The organism is Rhodococcus sp. AG1013, assembly GCF_003350365.1.
Classification (GTDB): Bacteria; Actinomycetota; Actinomycetes; order Mycobacteriales; family Mycobacteriaceae; genus Prescottella.
The window spans coordinates 40,687-58,429 of sequence record NZ_QQAT01000009.1 but is presented as its reverse complement, the minus strand read 5'-3'; the positions used below and the strand labels follow the sequence as shown (position 1 = coordinate 58,429).

General features: G+C 68.9%; 18 protein-coding genes. 13 read left to right on the top strand and 5 right to left on the bottom strand.

From position 1 onward, the window contains the following. Position 1: 1 nt before the first annotated feature. Positions 2-835, bottom strand: a complete 834-nt coding sequence (locus tag DEU38_RS13275) for a biotin--[acetyl-CoA-carboxylase] ligase (protein ID WP_114721883.1) — start codon at positions 833-835, stop codon at positions 2-4. A gap of 140 nt (positions 836-975) precedes the next feature. Between DEU38_RS13275 and DEU38_RS13270 the strand changes: the two genes are divergently transcribed. From DEU38_RS13270 to DEU38_RS13260, 3 genes are read left to right on the top strand one after another with little or no spacing between them, the layout of a single operon-like run. Then, the gene (locus DEU38_RS13270) at positions 976-2,616 is read left to right on the top strand and encodes an acyl-CoA carboxylase subunit beta (protein WP_114721882.1); all 1,641 of its coding nucleotides are present in this window, start codon (positions 976-978) and stop codon (positions 2,614-2,616) included. Further along, the gene (locus DEU38_RS13265; protein WP_114721881.1) at positions 2,613-2,951 is read left to right on the top strand and encodes an acyl-CoA carboxylase subunit epsilon; all 339 of its coding nucleotides are present in this window, start codon (positions 2,613-2,615) and stop codon (positions 2,949-2,951) included. Before DEU38_RS13270 ends, DEU38_RS13265 begins: the two co-directional genes overlap by 4 nt. Positions 2,952-2,967: 16 nt before the next feature. After that, entirely contained in the window at positions 2,968-3,612 is a 645-nt protein-coding gene (locus tag DEU38_RS13260; RefSeq protein WP_114721880.1) for a nucleoside triphosphate pyrophosphatase, read from the top strand. A gap of 7 nt (positions 3,613-3,619) precedes the next feature. Here the strand turns inward: DEU38_RS13260 and DEU38_RS13255 are convergent, their stop codons facing one another. Next, the gene (locus DEU38_RS13255; RefSeq protein WP_114721879.1) at positions 3,620-4,006 is read right to left on the bottom strand and encodes a group III truncated hemoglobin; all 387 of its coding nucleotides are present in this window, start codon (positions 4,004-4,006) and stop codon (positions 3,620-3,622) included. A 128-nt stretch (positions 4,007-4,134) separates the two neighbouring features. On the opposite strand from DEU38_RS13255, the gene DEU38_RS13250 reads away from it, so the two are divergent. The 7 genes from DEU38_RS13250 (at position 4,135) to DEU38_RS13220 (ending at position 10,148) form a co-directional block, all read left to right on the top strand. After that, complete coding sequence (locus DEU38_RS13250) at positions 4,135-5,046, top strand: sulfurtransferase (RefSeq protein ID WP_114721878.1); 912 nt, start codon at positions 4,135-4,137, stop codon at positions 5,044-5,046. Further along, entirely contained in the window at positions 5,043-5,456 is a 414-nt protein-coding gene (locus DEU38_RS13245; protein ID WP_114721877.1) for a SufE family protein, read from the top strand. Before DEU38_RS13250 ends, DEU38_RS13245 begins: the two co-directional genes overlap by 4 nt. 82 nt (positions 5,457-5,538) lie before the next feature. Then, entirely contained in the window at positions 5,539-7,020 is a 1,482-nt protein-coding gene (locus tag DEU38_RS13240) for a condensation domain-containing protein (RefSeq protein WP_254622605.1), read from the top strand. Between the two features lie 158 nt (positions 7,021-7,178). Then, the gene (locus DEU38_RS13235) at positions 7,179-8,969 is read left to right on the top strand and encodes an acetyl/propionyl/methylcrotonyl-CoA carboxylase subunit alpha (RefSeq protein WP_114721876.1); all 1,791 of its coding nucleotides are present in this window, start codon (positions 7,179-7,181) and stop codon (positions 8,967-8,969) included. A gap of 83 nt (positions 8,970-9,052) precedes the next feature. Next, positions 9,053-9,445 carry a DUF1707 domain-containing protein gene (locus DEU38_RS13230; protein ID WP_114721875.1) on the top strand — a complete coding sequence of 131 codons (393 nt, stop codon included), beginning with the start codon at positions 9,053-9,055 and terminating at the stop codon, positions 9,443-9,445. Then, entirely contained in the window at positions 9,445-9,786 is a 342-nt protein-coding gene (locus tag DEU38_RS13225; RefSeq protein WP_114721874.1) for a hypothetical protein, read from the top strand. The genes DEU38_RS13230 and DEU38_RS13225 overlap by 1 nt, the downstream gene beginning before the upstream one ends. Positions 9,787-9,794: 8 nt before the next feature. Further along, entirely contained in the window at positions 9,795-10,148 is a 354-nt protein-coding gene (locus DEU38_RS13220) for a VanZ family protein (protein WP_397484705.1), read from the top strand. 3 nt (positions 10,149-10,151) lie between these two features. Here DEU38_RS13220 and DEU38_RS13215 read toward each other — a convergent pair whose 3' ends face one another. From DEU38_RS13215 to lat, 3 genes are all read right to left on the bottom strand, one after another. After that, the gene (locus tag DEU38_RS13215; RefSeq protein WP_114721873.1) at positions 10,152-10,967 is read right to left on the bottom strand and encodes a tyrosine-protein phosphatase; all 816 of its coding nucleotides are present in this window, start codon (positions 10,965-10,967) and stop codon (positions 10,152-10,154) included. Between the two features lie 78 nt (positions 10,968-11,045). Next, positions 11,046-12,629, bottom strand: coding sequence for an MBL fold metallo-hydrolase (locus DEU38_RS13210; protein ID WP_114721872.1), 1,584 nt, complete (start codon positions 12,627-12,629; stop codon positions 11,046-11,048). 116 nt (positions 12,630-12,745) lie between these two features. Then, positions 12,746-14,077, bottom strand: coding sequence for an L-lysine 6-transaminase (gene lat / locus DEU38_RS13205; RefSeq protein ID WP_114721871.1), 1,332 nt, complete (start codon positions 14,075-14,077; stop codon positions 12,746-12,748). Positions 14,078-14,142: 65 nt separating this feature from the next. Between lat and DEU38_RS13200 the strand changes: the two genes are divergently transcribed. The 3 genes from DEU38_RS13200 to DEU38_RS29195 all read left to right on the top strand — a co-directional run bounded on the left by DEU38_RS13200 (position 14,143) and on the right by DEU38_RS29195 (position 17,743). Then, positions 14,143-15,396 (top strand): VOC family protein, encoded by a 1,254-nt coding sequence (locus tag DEU38_RS13200; RefSeq protein WP_114721870.1) that lies wholly within the window; start codon positions 14,143-14,145, stop codon positions 15,394-15,396. Then, complete coding sequence (locus tag DEU38_RS13195; protein ID WP_114721869.1) at positions 15,393-16,934, top strand: aldehyde dehydrogenase family protein; 1,542 nt, start codon at positions 15,393-15,395, stop codon at positions 16,932-16,934. The genes DEU38_RS13200 and DEU38_RS13195 overlap by 4 nt, the downstream gene beginning before the upstream one ends. A 146-nt stretch (positions 16,935-17,080) precedes the next feature. Further along, positions 17,081-17,743, top strand: a complete 663-nt coding sequence (locus tag DEU38_RS29195) for a DUF305 domain-containing protein (RefSeq protein WP_258557873.1) — start codon at positions 17,081-17,083, stop codon at positions 17,741-17,743.

Here is a 17,743-nt window from a genome sequence, read left to right as displayed (position 1 = left end):
CTCACACCGATCGCAGATGGGTGATGTCGCCGGCCGACACCGCGACCGGCGACTCACCGTCTGCCTCGATCACGATTCGTCCTTCGACGTCGACGTCGGTCGCGATCCCGACCAGTTCCCGATCGCCGGGAAGCTCGGCGCGCACCAGCCGTCCGAGCGTTCCGCACCGCTGCCGGTACGCCGCCGCGAGGTCCTCCACTCGCCATCCGACGGACTGCCACTCCCGCCAGCGTCGCGCCAACTCCCGGAGCACCGCCCGCACCAGGATGTCGCGATCGGTGACGGCAGCCTCCTCCAGCAGCAGCGAGGTCGCGGTCGGCACCGGCAACTCATCCTCGGTCAGACTCACGTTCAACCCGATCCCGATGACCACCGTCGGCACCGGTGCCGTGGCGGCAACTTCCGCGAGAATGCCGGCAACCTTCTTCCCGCCGATGAGAACGTCGTTGGGCCACTTGAGTTCCGCATCGACCTCCGCGATGGTGCGCAACGCGTCGACCACCGCGATCCCGGAGAGCAGCGGAAGCCATCCGATGTCGGAGAGGTCCATGCCCGGCATGTCGAGCACCGCGGACACGGTGATCAGCGCTCGGGGTGCGCTCACCCACGGTCGCGAGTGCCGGCCCCGGCCGCCCGACTGGTACTCCGCGACGAGAACGCTGCGTGCGTAGTGGGCGTCCCGCGGCCGGGCCAGCAGATCGGCGTTGGTGGAACCGGTCTCGGCCACCACGTCGACCCGCGCCCAGAACGCATCCGGGTCACCCCCGGCGTCACGAACGAGCGCGCGCCGAAGCGCGTCGGCGTTCAGCGGGGGTCGGGTGAGATCGGTCCACATGTCTCCAGCCATTCGACCAGCCTAGAATGCGCCCGGGGACACGGTTGGAATGTGACTCGTCAGTAGCTTAGGTTGAATAATTCAACGCAACCAGACCTCACTCGACGGAGGCCTCGGAGACCTGGTTAAGCTCACATCCCATGACCAGTGTGCAGGAGCCAGCCGCGGCGGAGGCGGCGAATACCCCGGATATTCACACGACGGCGGGAAAGCTCGCTGACCTGCGGAACCGCCAGGCGCAGGCAATGCAGCCGATGGGTGAGGCCGCAGTCGAGAAGGTCCATGCGAAGGGCAAGCTGACGGCGCGCGAGCGCATCACCGCGCTCCTGGACGAGGGCTCGTTCGTCGAGCTCGACGCCCTGGCCCGCCACCGCAGCACCAACTTCGGCCTCGCCGACAACCGCCCCGTCGGCGACGGCGTCGTCACGGGCTACGGCACCATCGACGGCCGCGACGTCTGCGTCTTCAGCCAGGACGCCACCGTGTTCGGCGGCAGCCTCGGCGAGATCTACGGTGAGAAGATCGTCAAGGTCATGGACCTCGCGATCAGGACCGGCCGCCCGTTGATCGGCATCAACGAGGGCGCCGGCGCGCGTATCCAGGAGGGCGTCGTCTCGCTCGGCCTGTACGGCGAGATCTTCCACCGCAATGTCCAGGCGTCCGGCGTCATCCCGCAGATCTCCCTGATCATGGGCCCGGCGGCCGGCGGCCACGTCTACTCCCCCGCGCTGACCGACTTCGTGGTGATGGTCGACGAGACCAGCCAGATGTTCGTCACCGGCCCCGACGTCATCAAGACCGTGACCGGTGAGGACGTCACCATGGAGGATCTAGGCGGCGCCCGGACCCACATGGTCAAGTCCGGTGTCGCGCACTACGTCGCCTCCGGCGAGCAGGACGCCCTCGACTACGTCAAGGACCTGCTGTCCTACCTGCCGAGCAACAATCAGGCCGCGACCCCGCGCCTGGCACCGTCCGACCCGATCGACGGCTCCATCGAGGACTCGCTCACCCCCGAGGACCTCGAGCTGGACACGATCATCCCGGACTCGGCGAACCAGCCGTACGACATGCACGAGGTCATCCGTCGCCTGCTCGACGACGACGAGTTCCTCGAGGTGCAGGCCGAGCGCGCCGCGAACGTCATCGTCGGCTTCGGTCGCGTCGACGGCCGCAGCGTCGGCATCGTCGCCAACCAGCCCATGCAGTTCGCGGGCTGCCTGGACATCGACGCGTCCGAGAAGGCCGCGCGCTTCGTCCGTACCTGCGACGCGTTCAACGTCCCGATCATCACCCTGGTCGACGTCCCGGGCTTCCTGCCCGGCACCGAGCAGGAGTACAACGGCATCATCCGCCGCGGCGCGAAGCTGCTGTACGCGTACGGTGAGGCCACGGTCGGCAAGATCACCGTCATCACCCGCAAGGCGTACGGCGGCGCGTACGACGTCATGGGCTCCAAGCACATGGGCGCAGACGTCAACCTGGCGTGGCCGACCGCACAGATCGCGGTCATGGGCGCGTCCGGCGCCGTCGGCTTCGTCTACCGCAAGCAGCTGCTCGAGGCCGCCAAGAACGGTGAGGACGTCGACGCACTGCGCCTGAAGCTGCAGGCCGAGTACGAGGACACCCTGGTGAACCCGTACGTCGCGGCCGAGCGCGGCTACGTCGATGCGGTCATTCCTCCGTCGCACACCCGCGGACAGATCGTCTCCGCTCTGCGCCTGCTGGAGCGCAAGATGGTTTCACTTCCGCCCAAGAAGCATGGGAACATCCCCCTATGACAGCGACCACCCGGGAAGAAGTACTCGCCGACGCCGAGCTGCTGGACGCGTCCTCGCTCGAAGGAGCCGCGTTGGCTGAAGCTGTCGCAGGTCTGGAGCCCGACGTCGCAGCGGGGTCGCAGGGTCCCGTGATCAAGATCGTCAAGGGCAACCCGACGGATCAGGACATCGCGGCACTCGTCGCGGTCCTGTCCGCGGCAGCTGCTTCGGCCGGCGACGCCGTGTCCGATCAGCGGCCGCCCGAGACGTGGGGTGCACCGACCCGCATGCACCGGGTTCGCGCGCCGTTCTCGCCGTACTCGTTCGGCAACCCGGTCGCGCCGCGTCCGTTCTGATCGAACGGCTCACGCAGTGACCCATCTGGTTCTCGCCTCGGCGTCCCCGGCACGGCTGTCCGTGCTGCGGGGCGCCGGGGTCGAGCCGACCGTCCGAGTGTCCGGTGTGGACGAGGACGCCATCATCGACCGTCTGGGCCCGTCCGCGGCTCCCGAACTGGTCGTCACCACGCTCGCCGAGGCCAAGGCCCGCGACGTGATTCCCGCCCTGGTCGCCGACGGCATCACCGATGCCGTCGTGATCGGGTGCGATTCCATGCTTCTCATCGACAGTGAACTGCAGGGCAAACCGCACACCGTCGACGTCGCGCGTCGACGCTGGCAGTCGATGGCGGGCCGCAGCGCAACCCTGTTGACCGGGCACAGCGTCCTGCGGATCGCCGACGGCGCGATCATCGCCGACGCGGCCGATCACAGTGGCACCGTCGTGCACTTCGCGAACCCGTCGGCCGAGGATCTCGAGGCGTATCTCGCGACCGGTGAACCTCTGACGGTGGCCGGCGCCTTCACCCTCGACAGTCTCGGCGGCTGGTTCGTCGAACGACTCGAGGGCGATCCGTCGAGCGTCATCGGGATCGGTCTGCCGCTGGTCCGGCGACTCCTGTCCGACGTCGGCGTCTCGATCGCCGAACTGTGGGCTGCGAACGCTCTGGTGCGCTAGCTCCAGCTCATTTCCACCCTCGCTGCAGGGACCCTGCCATCGCCCGCGCCTTCGCCTTGGCCCGCTCGGCGTCCGGCCCCGCGAACTGCTCGTCCACCGCTGCGCACCACAACTCCAGCCAGCGCTCCATCCGTTCGCCCGCGAGCCCGTGCTGACGGTTCAAAGCCTCGTGCACGGCAGTGAAGCTGCCCTGGTAGCGCGTGGTGCGGAACAGGATCTGTTCCCAGAAGTCGCCGACCACGGGTAGGTGTTCGTCGAGTCCGACAACTGCGAGCGTCTCGAACGTGGGAGCGAGCACGGGGTCCACGAGTGCGCGCTGGTAGAACGCGCGCAACAGGCGATCGACGTCGGCACGGGTGGCCAGATCGCCAGAGGGGTCGGCGGGACTCGTCACGGGGCCCGACGGTACCCGTCGGTAGCGCCGAACCGGCCGGGGCGATATCGCCCACCCTGTGAATCGGGCCACCACCTAGAATTGGTGACGGACAACCCTCCACCCTCGTCAGCCTCAGGAGCCCACCCGTGCCCGTCGCGCCCGACCCCAATCCCGCGTTCGCTGCGTATACCCATCCGGAGCGACTCGTCTCGACCGAGTGGCTGTCCGTCAACCTGGGCGCCCCCGGTGTGAAGGTGGTGGAGTCGGACGAGGACGTCCTGCTGTACGACATCGGCCACATCCCCGGCGCGGTCAAGATCGACTGGCACCTGGACCTCAACGATCCGGTCACCCGCGACTACATCGACGGTGAGGCGTTCGCCGACCTGATGAGCCGCAAGGGCATCGAACGCGACGACACCGTGATCATCTACGGCGACAAGAGCAACTGGTGGGCGGCGTACGCGCTGTGGGTGTTCACGCTGTTCGGCCACGAGGACGTCCGCCTGCTCGACGGCGGCCGTGGCGCGTGGCTGTCGGAGAACCGGGACACCACGCTCGACGTGCCGATGCCTGCGCCCACGCAGTACCCGGTGGTCGAGCGCGACGACTCCTCGATCCGGGCGTTCAAGGACGACGTGCTCGCGCACCTCGGGGCGGGCCCGCTGGTCGACGTGCGGTCCCCGCAGGAGTACACGGGCGAGCGCACCCACATGCCGGACTACCCGGAGGAGGGTGCGCTGCGCGGCGGTCACATCCCGACCGCGATCTCGATCCCGTGGGCGCGGGCCGCGGCGCCGGACGGGCGTTTCCGCAGCCGCCCGGAGCTCGAGGAGATCTACGCCGATTTCTCGCACGACGACGACGTCGTCGCGTACTGCCGCATCGGTGAGCGGTCGAGCCACACGTGGTTCGTCCTCACCCACCTGCTCGGGTTCCCGAGCGTCCGCAACTACGACGGCTCGTGGACCGAGTGGGGCAACGTCGTGCGCGTGCCGATCGTCAAGGGTGACGAGCCGGGTGTCGTGCCGGGTTCGCCCGCGGAAGTGGCGTCGTGAGCCTGCCCGAGAGCCTCACCGAGATCGTCGACGACTTCGCGGCGGTCAACGGGCAGGACAAGCTGCAGTTGCTGCTCGAGTTCAGTCGCGAGCTGGCACCGCTGCCCGCCGAGCTCGAACAGGGCGCGATGGAGCCGGTGCCGGAGTGCCAGTCGCCGCTGTTCCTGTTCGTCGACAGCGCGGACAGGGAAAAGGTGCGGCTGTACTTCAGCGCTCCCGCCGAGGCCCCGACGACGCGGGGCTTCGCGTCGATCCTGCACCAGGGGCTCGACGGGCACAGCGCCGCAACGATTCTCGCGGTTCCCGACGACTTCTACTCGGATCTCGGCCTGGCCGACGCTGTCAGCCCCCTGCGGCTGCGCGGCATGAGCGCGATGCTCGCACGGATCAAGCGGCACCTCCGCAACTGATCGCGTGCACTTCGCGTAACACCTGACACATCACCCGAAACAGCAATGCACCGGGGAGCGACCCTCCCCGACAACCTCGACTGTGACGATCTTCACCGCCGCCACCGCGGCGGAACAAGAGACTGGATTCTCCACGATGGAATTCACCGAGCTCGCGGACTACGCGATCTCCCCCGGCATGCTCACCGAGTGGTTACCCGAAGCGGGACCCGGGTGGGTGGAGGACGGCCGTCCCGCCTCCTACATCCACGAGGCGCACCTGCGCCGGACCGCGGACAGCACCCACGACGACGGCCGCGAGTCCTGGCTCGGCACCGCCTTCCGCCTGCCCGAGCCGCTCGATCACGACGCCTTCCGCACCGCGGTCCGCGCATGGATCGCGCGGCACGAGCCGCTGCGGAGCCACGCGGAGCTGCTGTCCGACGGCCGGATCCGCAGGTACACGATCGACGCGGACCAGATCGATCTCAACGAGGTCCGTCACGAGTACGAGTTCGACGCCGACACGGTCTTCGAGCGCGTGCACGACCTGTTCGACGAGCTCACCTCGCCGCACCGCTGGCCTGCCTACCTGTTCGTCACGCTCGAGCACTCCGACCCCGAGCCGGGGTGCACGGTGTTCTTCGCCGCGGACCACTCGCTGATCGACGGACTGTCGGTGGTGCTGGTCGCGCACGAGATCAGCCGCCTGTACACCGAGGCGCTGACGGGCAGCCCGTCCGATCTGGTTCCCGCCGGCAGCTACATCGATTTCGGCGCCGAGGAGCGTGCCTCCGCTGCAACGATCGATCACCGGCACCCCGCCGTCGAGTGCTGGCGGACGGCGTTCGTGCGCAGCAAGGGCCGGCTGTCGGATTTCCCACTCGACTTGGGTCCGCGGCCGGAGAATCGGGTCGCGCAGCGCGCGGTCTCGGAGTGGGTGCTCGATGCCCGTCAAGCCGCGGCGTTCAACACGGTGTGCCACCGCGCCGGTCAGAACTTCTTCGCCGGCGTCCTTGCGTGCCTGGCCCAGGCCAGTACCGAACTGACCGGCAACACGGTGTTCCGGACCGTGACCCCGGTGCACACACGCAATGATCCGCACTGGGCGACGTCGCTCGGCTGGTTCGTGGGCCTGTCCCCCATCGAGTTCGACATCGCCGGCGCCGAGGACTTCGCGGAGTCCGCCGCGCGTGCTGCTGCCGCGGTGTCGCTGACGAAGTCGGCGGCGAAGGTGCCCTTCGCCCGCGTGGAGGAGATCCTCGCGACGCCGATCCGGCCCCGATTCGTCGTGTCGTACATGGATGTCCGCTTCGTCCCGATGGCGCAGCAGTGGCCCGAGGTGCAGGCCCGGGCTCTGCGCAGCCGCCACTACACACACGACGTGTACGTCTGGGTGAATCGAACGCCCCACGGCGTCAACGTGTCCGCCCGGTTTCCGGGAACGCCGGCCGCCACGGAAGCGGTCATGCTCTTCCTGGCGCGGGCCCGGCGGGCCCTGCTGGAGGTGGTTCCGACCGAGGAACCGGCTCGCACCGTCGCACCGGCGGTCGCCGCGGGTATCCACACCACTACTGGTCAGTAGGGTTGCGGCGACGACCACAGCCCTTAATGTGTAAGCGCTATCCGGTTACATCGTCTATCGGATTGGTGCCTACACTCCGATGAGATGCCAACAGATACCTGCCGGTGATGCTCACGGGTGAACCGCGGGGACAGACCATGCGAAACACAGGAGGCTCAGTGCCCAGTCATGCCAGCGCGCACATCACGAAGGTGCTCGTCGCCAACCGCGGCGAGATCGCTGTGCGGGTCATCCGAGCCGCGAAGGACGCCGGATACGGCAGCGTCGCTGTCTACGCGGAGCCCGATGCGGATGCACAGTTCGTGAAGCTCGCCGACGAGGCGTTCGCCCTCGGTGGCCAGACCTCGGCCGAGTCCTACCTGGTGTTCGACAAGATCCTCGACGCGGCCAAGAAGTCCGGCGCCGACGCGATCCACCCCGGCTACGGCTTCCTGTCCGAGAACGCCGACTTCGCGCAGGCCGTCATCGACGCGGGCCTGATCTGGATCGGCCCCTCGCCGCAGTCCATCCGTGACCTCGGCGACAAGGTCACCGCCCGCCACATCGCCGAGCGCGCCAAGGCTCCGATGGCCGCCGGCACCAAGGACCCGGTCAAGAACGCCGACGAGGTCGTCGAGTTCGCCAAGCAGTACGGCGTCCCGGTCGCGATCAAGGCCGCCTTCGGTGGCGGTGGCCGCGGCATGAAGGTCGCCCAGACCATCGAAGAGATCCCGGAGCTGTTCGAGTCCGCTACCCGTGAGGCCATCGCCGCCTTCGGTCGCGGCGAGTGCTTCGTCGAGCAGTACCTGGACAAGGCCCGCCACGTCGAGGCCCAGGTCATCGCCGACCAGCACGGCAACGTCGTCGTCGCCGGCACCCGCGACTGCTCGCTGCAGCGCCGCTTCCAGAAGCTCGTCGAGGAGGCCCCCGCGCCGTTCCTGACGGACGACCAGCGCGCGCGCATCCACGCATCCGCGAAGGCCATCTGCAAGGAGGCCGGCTACTACGGCGCCGGCACGGTCGAGTACCTGGTGCAGGGCGACACCGTCTCCTTCCTCGAGGTCAACACCCGCCTGCAGGTGGAGCACCCCGTCACCGAGGAGACCGCGGGCATCGACCTGGTGCGTCAGCAGTTCCGCATCGCCAACGGTGAAGAGCTGGAGATCAAGGAGGATCCGACTCCGCGCGGCCACTCCTTCGAGTTCCGCATCAACGGCGAGGACGCCGGCCGCGGCTTCATGCCCGCTCCCGGCCCCATCTCGGTCTACAAGGAGCCGTCGGGCCCCGGCGTGCGCGTCGACTCGGGTGTCGTCCAGGGCGACGTCATCGGCGGCCAGTTCGACTCGATGCTCGCCAAGCTGATCGTCACCGGCGAGAACCGCGAGCAGGCACTGCAGCGCGCCGCTCGTGCGCTCGCCGAGTTCGAGGTCGACGGTCTCGCGACCGTCATCCCGTTCCACCGCCACATCGTCGAGAACCCGGCCTTCGTCGGTGACGGCGAGAGCTTCGAGGTCTACACCAAGTGGATCGAGACCGAGTGGGACAACACCATCGAGCCGTTCACCGGTTCCGGTGCTGCTGCCGACGAGGAGGAGAACCTCCCCCGGCAGTCGGTCGTCGTCGAGGTCGGCGGCCGCCGCGTCGAGGTCTCGCTGCCCGGTCAGTTCTCGATCGGCACCGGTGGCGCTCCCGCGGGTGCCATCCGCAAGAAGCCGAAGGCGCGCAAGCGTGGCGGTGCCGGCGCGGGTGCAGCGTCCGGTGACGCCGTGACCGCCCCGATGCAGGGCACCGTCGTCAAGGTCGCCGTCGAGGAGGGCCAGGAGGTCGCCGAGGGCGATCTGATCGTGGTGCTCGAGGCCATGAAGATGGAGAACCCGGTCACCGCCCACAAGGCCGGTGTCGTGACGGGTCTGTCGGTCGAGGCCGGCGCCGCCATCACCCAGGGAACGGTCCTCGCCGAGCTGAAGTGATGCTTCGATAGGAACACACTGCTCCACCCTGTGCGCGCCTTGCGGATCTCGGATCCGCAAGGCGCGCACAGTAGTATCCAGGCATGGCCGACGTCCCCGATATCCGAATCGGCACCGCCGAACGCGAGCAGGCGCTCGACGCGCTCACCCGGCACTTCAGCGACGGGAGGCTCACGGTCACCGAGTTCGACGAGCGCAGCGGCCGGATCGCGGCTGCCACCACGCGCGGCCAGCTCGACACCCTGTTCGCGGACCTGCCTGCCCTCACGGCATCCGCGCCCGCGACCGCGCCCGAGCCGTCCGGCGACTCCGACGACACCCCGGGATGGCGCAACAGCGTCATGGCGGTGATCCCGTTCGTGGCCCTCGCGCTGTTCTTCCTCGTGCCGATGGACAACAGCTGGTTGTTCTTCCTGCTGATCCCCGCGACGGCCGCGATTCTGTTCGGCGGCAAGAAGGGACGCGGCGGCTGCTGATGGAACCGATCGAGATCAATGCCGGATCCTGGTACCTGCGCGCGCTGCGGGCCGACGAACGGGTCGACGACCGTCCGGCGCTGCGCGACGGCGGCATCGCCGATCCCGGCTACGTCGCCGAGCGGTCCCGCCAGTGGGCCGCCGACGAGCACTATTCCTGGGCCGTGTGTGCGCCGACGACGGGCGAACTGCTCGCCGAGGTGGGTGTGGCCCCCTCTGGGGACGCCGGCGTCCTGAGCGGCTGGGCACGGCCCGGCCACGACGACGTGCTCGCCACCGCGACCGACGCGGTCCGACGATTCGCCGAGGGCGCCCTCGGGCTGACCCTCACCGAGCGCTGAGGGGCCCCGTGTTCGACAAGCTCGACCGGCGTCACGTGCCGCTCGCGATCGCGACGGTCGTGGTTCTCGTGATGCTGTTCTCCCCCGGTTCCACGGTTCCGAGCGGACCGGAGAACAGCGACAAGGTCACTCACGCCCTGATGTTCACGGCGCTGGCGCTCACATCGCGGTACGCCCGCATCGGCGTCGCGTGGACCGCGGCGTGGCTGCTGGCGTTCGCGGCCGTGTCGGAGGTGCTGCAGGGGCTGCTGCCGATCCAGCGCAGCGGATCAGTGTGGGACGCGGCCGCGGACGCCGTGGGCATCGCGCTCGGTCTGGTACTGGCCCGGGTGTTCGCCCGGCCGTTGCGGATACCCGTCTGACAGTCAGCCCTCGACGAGGTGCTTGCGGATCGTCTCCTGTCCGTCCTTGTCGATACCGAGACCGTCGGCGAAGTAGCCCTCGATCGTGCCGAAGGATTCCCGCATCTGCTTCAGCGCCGCGTCGAGGTACTCGGACCGCACGCCGAGCACCTGCTTCAGGAGTTCTGGATCCCCGCCCGCGACGGTGAACTTGTCGAACACCGACGCGAACGCGGGCAGCAGCTGCGTGTTGGTGAGCAGGTAGTCGTGGTAGACGTCGTCCTCGTCGACGCCCAGCAGAAGCAGCAGCGACGCGGTGGCCCAGCCGGTGCGGTCCTTGCCGGTCGTGCAGTGCACGAGGGCCGGGAGGGCGTCCGGGGCGGCGAGGTCGGTGAACATGCCCCGGTACGACGCGATCGCGCTCGGCAGCGTGACGAAGTCGCGGTAGCTGCCGAGGAAGTAGTCGACGGCCTTGTTCTCGCCGAGCATCGTCACCGCGATCGACGGATCGGCCAGCACGGCCTGCATCTGCGCGGGCACGGAGCGGTAGGCCTTGTCGGCCAGGACGTCGAGTGCCACCTCGCGCGCCGACGCGGGCAGTCGGTCTGGTGCGGCTTCACGCTCGGAGTGCGTGCGCAGGTCGAACACGGTGACCAGGCCCAGGTCCGCGAGACGCGGTGCGTCGTCAACGGTGATCTTGCTCAGGTCGGTCGACCGGTAGAAGCGCCCGAAGCGAACCGAGCCGCCGTCACTCGTCCGGTAGCCGCCGATGTCGCGCAGGTTCGGGACGGACAGGATGGGGATGCTCGCGCCGGGCTTCGCGCCGGGGATTGACGTCATACGCCCACGGTAAACGACACCGCCGGCCGGGGCTCTCTCGAGCCTCGGCCGGCGGATTCGTGTCGTGTGTGGTGGCCGTCAGCTCAGCTTCTTCGAGCGCAGTTCGTGGCCCTTCGAGGTCTTGCAGCGACCGGTCTCGAGGTCCCACTGCCAGCCGTGCAGGTTGCACGTCAGGTTGGAACCCTCGACGACGCCGAACTTGCTCAGGTCCGCCTTCAGGTGCGGGCAGCGACGCTGGATCTCGTAGCCGCCCACCTCGATCGACGCGGTGTCGTCGTGCGCCTCGGCGAACCAGCCGTCGGCGTACGCGATGCGCTCGTCGGTCAGGCACTTGAAGAACGTGTAGAGGAACTCGTTGTAGCCGCCGACGCGCCACGCCTCGAAGCGGGTGGACAGGAAGATCGTGTTGACCCAGTCGGGCTCGTCGTCGCGCAGCACCGTGCGCACCAACTCGGGCGCGATGCGGAAGCCGTAGCGGTACTTGCCGTCACCTGCCTGCGGCGCGCGGACCGTGCGGTTCGGGAAGTCGAGGACGACGGTCTCGTCCCCGATCTCGAGGCCGACGGGGTAGCCGATGCCGTCGCAGATCAGATCGGACTGCGCCATGATCGGCTCGAACTTGGCCTTGAGCGGACCCAGCAGCGGCTCACCCTCGGCGGGCGCCCACGCGGCCTTCTCCGCGGCGATGACCGGTGCCATGCGCTGGGCCATGTCCTCGATGTAGGTGGCCTTGTCGGTGAAGATCTTGTCGACGTCGGCGTCCGGGATCGGGTGCGCCAGCGTCGCCTTCTCGCCGTGGATGTCCACGGTGGATCCGGGGATCATCAGCAGGCCGCCGTCGTTGCCGTGGATGCGCATCTGTTCGAGGAACACGATCTGGTCGGGGAAGATGTTGCCCTCGTCGCCGTGGTCGTCGTTGAGCGAACGCAGCGCGTCGTCCAGGAACACCGGCGGACCGGCGGACGGCACGACCCACGTGGCGCCGACCTGCTCGATGTAACTGCGGCAACGGTCCATGCCACGCTGACGCTTCTGCTTGCCGAAGTTGCGCTTGGTGCCGGCCGGGATGTCGTAGACCATCGGGTACCAGATGGCGCCCGAGTACTGCAGCAGGTGGATGTCGATCTTGCCGAATGCCTCGAGCATCGGATCCATGTCGACCGGGCGCGCGTCGTTCATGTTGAAGCACACGGTCTCGCCGTCGGAGACGACCAGGCCGGAGTCACCGATCGGGCCGTCTGCCGGGGCGCGCAGCGCGATGATCATGACGTCGAGCTCGCCCGCCTGGAGCGGAGCCTGCGGAGCGACCTGGATGCCGGCTGCGCTCACGCGGTGCTTGACGGAGTCCTGCGTCTCGAAGAACTTCGTGAACCCCAGCTTGCGGAGTTCACGCTCGAGGTCCGGCACCGGGTAGTCCGGGAGCAGCACCGTCGCGTCCTTGTTGACGTGCTTGGTGAGCGTCTCCGGATCGAAGTGATCCTTGTGCAGGTGCGAGACGTACAGGTAGTCGACGTCGCCGAGGGCGTCCCAGTCCAGGCCGGTGTTGTCGGGGAACGGGAACCACGACGCGAAGTACGCGGGGTTCACCCACGGGTCGCAGAGAATCGACCCCGCTTCGGTCTGGATGTGGAATCCGGCGTGTCCGACGCTGGTGATCTGCACTCGTCTGCCTCCTCGATAGACCTCGACAATCGTAACGAGACCACGCACCGGACCCGCCCGGCGCACCGTCGATGTGGGACGAAACACCTGGATGGGGGTCTCAGGACCCTACGGAGTCAGCGGACGAGGACCCGGTCGAGCGCGTCGAGGGCGGCGTCGAGTTCGGCGATCGTCACGGTCAGCGGCGGCCGGAACCGGATGCCGCGCTCGCCGGTCGCGAGGAACAGCACGTGTTCGCGCTCGCGCAACTCGGTCACCACCCGATCCCGGTACTCGGGCGACGGCAGCGTGATCGCGCACATCAGGCCGCGCCCCCGCGGCTCGGTCACGGCGTCGTACCGGGCGGCCAACTCCTCGAGTCGCCGCAGCAGGTGCGCGCCGCACAGTCGGGCGCGGTCGATCAGCCGGTCCTCCTCGATCACCTCGAGGATGCGCCGGGCGCGGACCATGTCGGTGAGGTTGCCGCCCCACGTCGAGTTGATCCGCGAACTGACCTCGAAGACGTTGTCGTGGACCTCGTCGACGCGGCCGCCGGCCATGATCCCGCACACCTGGGTCTTCTTCCCGAACGCGACCACGTCCGGGGTGACACCCATCTGCTGGAACGCCCACGCGGTGCCGGTGAGCCCGCAGCCCGTCTGGACCTCGTCGAAGATCAGCAGCGCGTCGCGTTCGAGGCACAACTCGTGCATGCGGTGGAAGAATTCGGGCCGGAAGTGGTGGTCGCCGCCCTCCCCCTGGATCGGCTCGGCGATGAAGCACGCGATGTCGTGCGGGTGTTCTTCGAAGGCGCGACGCGCCTGCGCGAGCGCAACTTCCTCGGCCTGTTCCGGGTCTCGTCCGTCCGCGAGGTACGGCGCGTCGATGCGCGGCCATCCGAACTTGGGGAACCGCGCGATCTTGGTGGGGTCGGTGTTGGTGAGCGAGAGCGTGTAGCCGCTGCGACCGTGGAACGCCTCCGTCAGATGCAACACCTGTTTTCCGAGCGAGGGGTCGAGCCCGCGAGTTTCGTTGAGTCGGCTCTTCCAGTCGAACGCGACCTTGAGCGCGTTCTCGACGGCGAGGGTGCCGCCGTCGACGAAGAACAGGTGCGGCAGCGCCGGGTCGCCGAGCACGCGCGCGAACGTGTCGACGAACCGCGCCATCGGGACGGTGTAGACGTCGGAGTTGCTGGGCTTGTTGATCGCTGCCGTCACGAGTTCGTGGCGGAACTGTTCGTCGTCGGCGAGCGCGTGGTGGTTCATGCCGAGCGCCGACGACGCGAAGAACCCGAACATGTCCAGATACGTCGTGCCGTCGCGGAGGTCGACGACGTGCGCGCCGCGGGACGTCTCGAGATCCAGGACGAGGTCGAACCCGTCCGCGAGCATGTGCGCGCGCAGGACGTCGTGAACGCGCGCGGCCGGCAGGTCCGAGTCACCGGCCGCGGGGCGGACCGCGGTGCTCATACGGAAAGGCTACGTCAGCGTTCCGGGTCACGGAGGGCTGTCGGGACTCGTACGATCGAGGTGCGATGGCCGAAATCCACGAACTACGGTCGAGATTCGCTGCGGCGCTGTCTCGCACGTACGGCCGCGAGGTGCCGGCCTACACGACCCTGGTGGAGGTCACCGGACAGGTCAATGCGGACTTCCTGGCCGCTCATCCGGATTCGGCCGAGCGCCTCGGCAGCATCGCGCGGGTGACGGCGGAGCGCCACGGCGCGATCCGGGTCGGCACCGCGGCCGAGATGCACGACGTCGCAGTCCTGTTCGCCGGATTCGGCATGTATCCGGTGGGGTTCTACGACCTGAGGGAGGCCACTCCCCCGGTTCCGGTGGTGTCGACCGCGTTCCGCCCGATCGACCCCGAGGAACTGGCCCGGAACCCGTTCCGGGTGTTCACGTCGATGCTCACCACCGCGGACCGACGGTTCTTCGACGCCGATCTGCAGCGGCGGCTCGACGGCTTCCTGGACAGGCGGCGACTGTTCCCGGACGTGCTGCTCTCGCTCGCCCGCCGCGCGGCCGACGACGGCGGACTGGACGAGTCGCAGGCGCAGCGGTTCGTCAAGCTGGCCACCGGGGTGTTCGAGTTGTCGGGCGAGCCGGTCGACCGCGGCTGGTACCGGGAACTCGAGCAGGTCTCCGCGGTGGCCGCCGACATCGGGGGCGTGACCAGTACCCACATCAACCACCTCACGCCGCGGGTCCTCGACATCGACGACCTCTATGCGCGGATGTCGGCGCGCGGCATCGCGATGATCGACCGGATCCAGGGCCCGCCGCGGTGGGACGGACCGGCGGTGCTGCTCCGGCAGACGTCGTTCCGCGCGCTGGCCGAGCCGCGCCGCTTCCTCGACTCCGACGGCTCGATCACCGACGGCGAGCTGCGGGTGCGGTTCGGCGAGGTCGAGGCGCGCGGGATCGCGCTCACCCCGGCGGGACGGACGCTGTACGACGAACTGCTGGGTGCGGATCCGTTCAACGAGAACCGTTTGTGGGACAAGCGGTTCCCACGGTCCGAGGACGACCTCGAGCAGCGCGGCATGGCCTACTTCACGTACCACGACGGGGTTCGCGCACCGATCGTCTACGAGGACTTCCTGCCGAAGTCCGCGGCGGGGATCTTCCGATCCAACCTCGACACGGACACCCGCGCGACGGCCGGGGAGTCCGGCGTCGGCTACGACCGCGATGCGCTGGCGGCGGCGATCGACCGCGAGGTGCACGACCCGTACGAGCTGTATCGGCGACAACAGCAACGCTCAGGAGGGACCGGATCATGACGCTTCCCGGCACCGGCACGTTGGCGGACCGCGCGATCGTCGCGCTCGGGCGTTGCGGCGCCACACTTCCCGAGATCGCCGGCGATGCCGGTCCCGCGCCGCTCACGGCACACACCCCGATCGACGGCTCGGTGCTCGCGTTCGTGCATCCCAGCACCTCCGCCGTCGTCGACGCGGCGGTCGGTCGTGCCCACGACGCGTTCGCGACGTGGCGGACGGTGCCCGCACCCCGGCGCGGCGCCGTGGTCCGCCGGCTCGGGGAGCTGCTCACCGAGCACAAGAGTGATCTGGCCGAGCTGGTGACGCTCGAGGCGGGCAAGATCCGCTCGGAGGCGCTCGGCGAGGTGCAGGAGATGATCGACGTCTGCGAGTTCGCGGTCGGCCTGTCGCGGCAGCTGTACGGCCGCACAATGGCGTCGGAGCGCCCCGGACATCGGCTGTCGGAATCGTGGCACCCGCTCGGTGTGGTGGCGGTGATCTCGGCGTTCAACTTCCCGGTCGCGGTGTGGTCGTGGAACACCGCGCTCGCGCTGGTGTGCGGCGATCCGGTCGTCTGGAAACCGTCGGAGCGCACACCGCTCACCGCGATGGCGTGCGATGCGCTGCTGCGCCGGGCCGCGTCCGAGACCGGCGCCCCCGACGGCCTGCACCATGTGATGCTCGGGACGGTGGTGGTCGGCGAGCAACTCGTCGACGACCCGCGCGTGGCGCTCGTCAGCGCCACCGGATCGGTGCGGATGGGCCGAGCCGTGGCGCCGCAGGTGGCGGCCCGCTTCGGACGGTGCCTCCTCGAACTCGGCGGCAACAACGCGGCGGTGGTGACGCCGTCCGCCGACCTGGATCTGACGGTGCGCGCCGTCGTGTTCGCGGCCGCCGGTACCGCCGGCCAGCGGTGCACGACGCTGCGACGGTTGATCGTGCACCGGTCGATCGTGAACGAGGTGACGAACCGGATCGCCGACGCGTACCGGCAGTTGACGGTAGGTAATCCGTTCGACGACGGGGTGCTGGTGGGTCCGCTGATCTCGGGTGCCGCGTTCCACTCGATGCACGCGGCGCTGGACACCGCGCGTGCCGACGGCGGTGTCGTGGTGACCGGTGGCGAGCGGGTCGGCGGCGGTGGCTCGTTCTACGTCACGCCCGCGTTGGTCCGCATGCCGTCGCAGACCGCGATCGTGCGCGCCGAGACGTTCGCCCCGATCCTGTACGTCCTGCCCTACGACACGTTCGACGAGGCGATCGAGCTGCACAACGGTGTCCCGCAGGGGTTGTCGTCCGCTGTCTTCACCACCGACCAGCGTGAGGCCGAACGCTTCCTGACCGCGGACGGCTCCGACTGCGGCATCGCGAATGTCAACATCGGCACGTCGGGCGCCGAGATCGGCGGCGCGTTCGGCGGCGAGAAGGAGACCGGTGGCGGACGCGAGTCCGGTTCGGACGCCTGGAAGGCGTACATGCGCCGCGCCACCAACACCGTCAACTACTCCGATGAACTCCCCCTCGCCCAGGGGGTGAAATTCGGGCCGGATCCCTCCTGAACTACGCCCGCACCCTGTTGACTGTATGAGGCGCGTCACACACACTACGGTGACGATCGGACAGGTGCCCGGTCGGGCGAATTCCGCAGAGGGGCCGACGGGGTCGTGGCGGTCGGCTTCCGGGACGACTGACGCAGGGGGACGCTGTGACCACCAGCAGGCTCGCATCGCGGCCGAGATTCTTCGCACGCACGCGTTCCCGCCGAGCGCTCGCGGTCGCCGCTGCCGCCGCCATCATGGTGCCCGTGGGCAGTGTTGCCGCCGCGCGGGCGGACTGCGGTGCGGGTTCGATGCCGGAAACCGGCCTGCAGGGTGACGTCCCCGCCGCCGAACGCGACAGTGGTCGCAGCAGCAGCGGCTACAGCTGCAACATCTCCCGACTGGGCGCGTACGAGGGCCGCGGGGCCGGCATCGTCTCGGCGAGCTTCGACCACTGCGTCTACATGGGCAGCTTCTTCCCCGGAAACATGCTCGACCAGGCCCAGGGCGTCCAGGTTCTCGACGTGACCGACCACGAGGGCCCGCGCACCGGCATGATCGCCGGCGGCGACCTGTCCATGCCGGGCATGGCGACCATGGCGGAACTCGACGCGCTGGCGGCGAGCCGGGGCCCGGACGCCGAGATCCTGTTCCTGCAACTGATGGAGCGTCACCACCGGGGCGGGATCGCGATGGCGCAGGCCGCGGACCGACAACTCGCCGACGGACCGGTGAAACAGGCGGCCCGCGAGATGCTCCAGTCCCAGACCCAGGAGTCCGGTCTGATGACGGTCATGCTCGCGCAGCGCAACGCGGCGCCACTCCCCTAG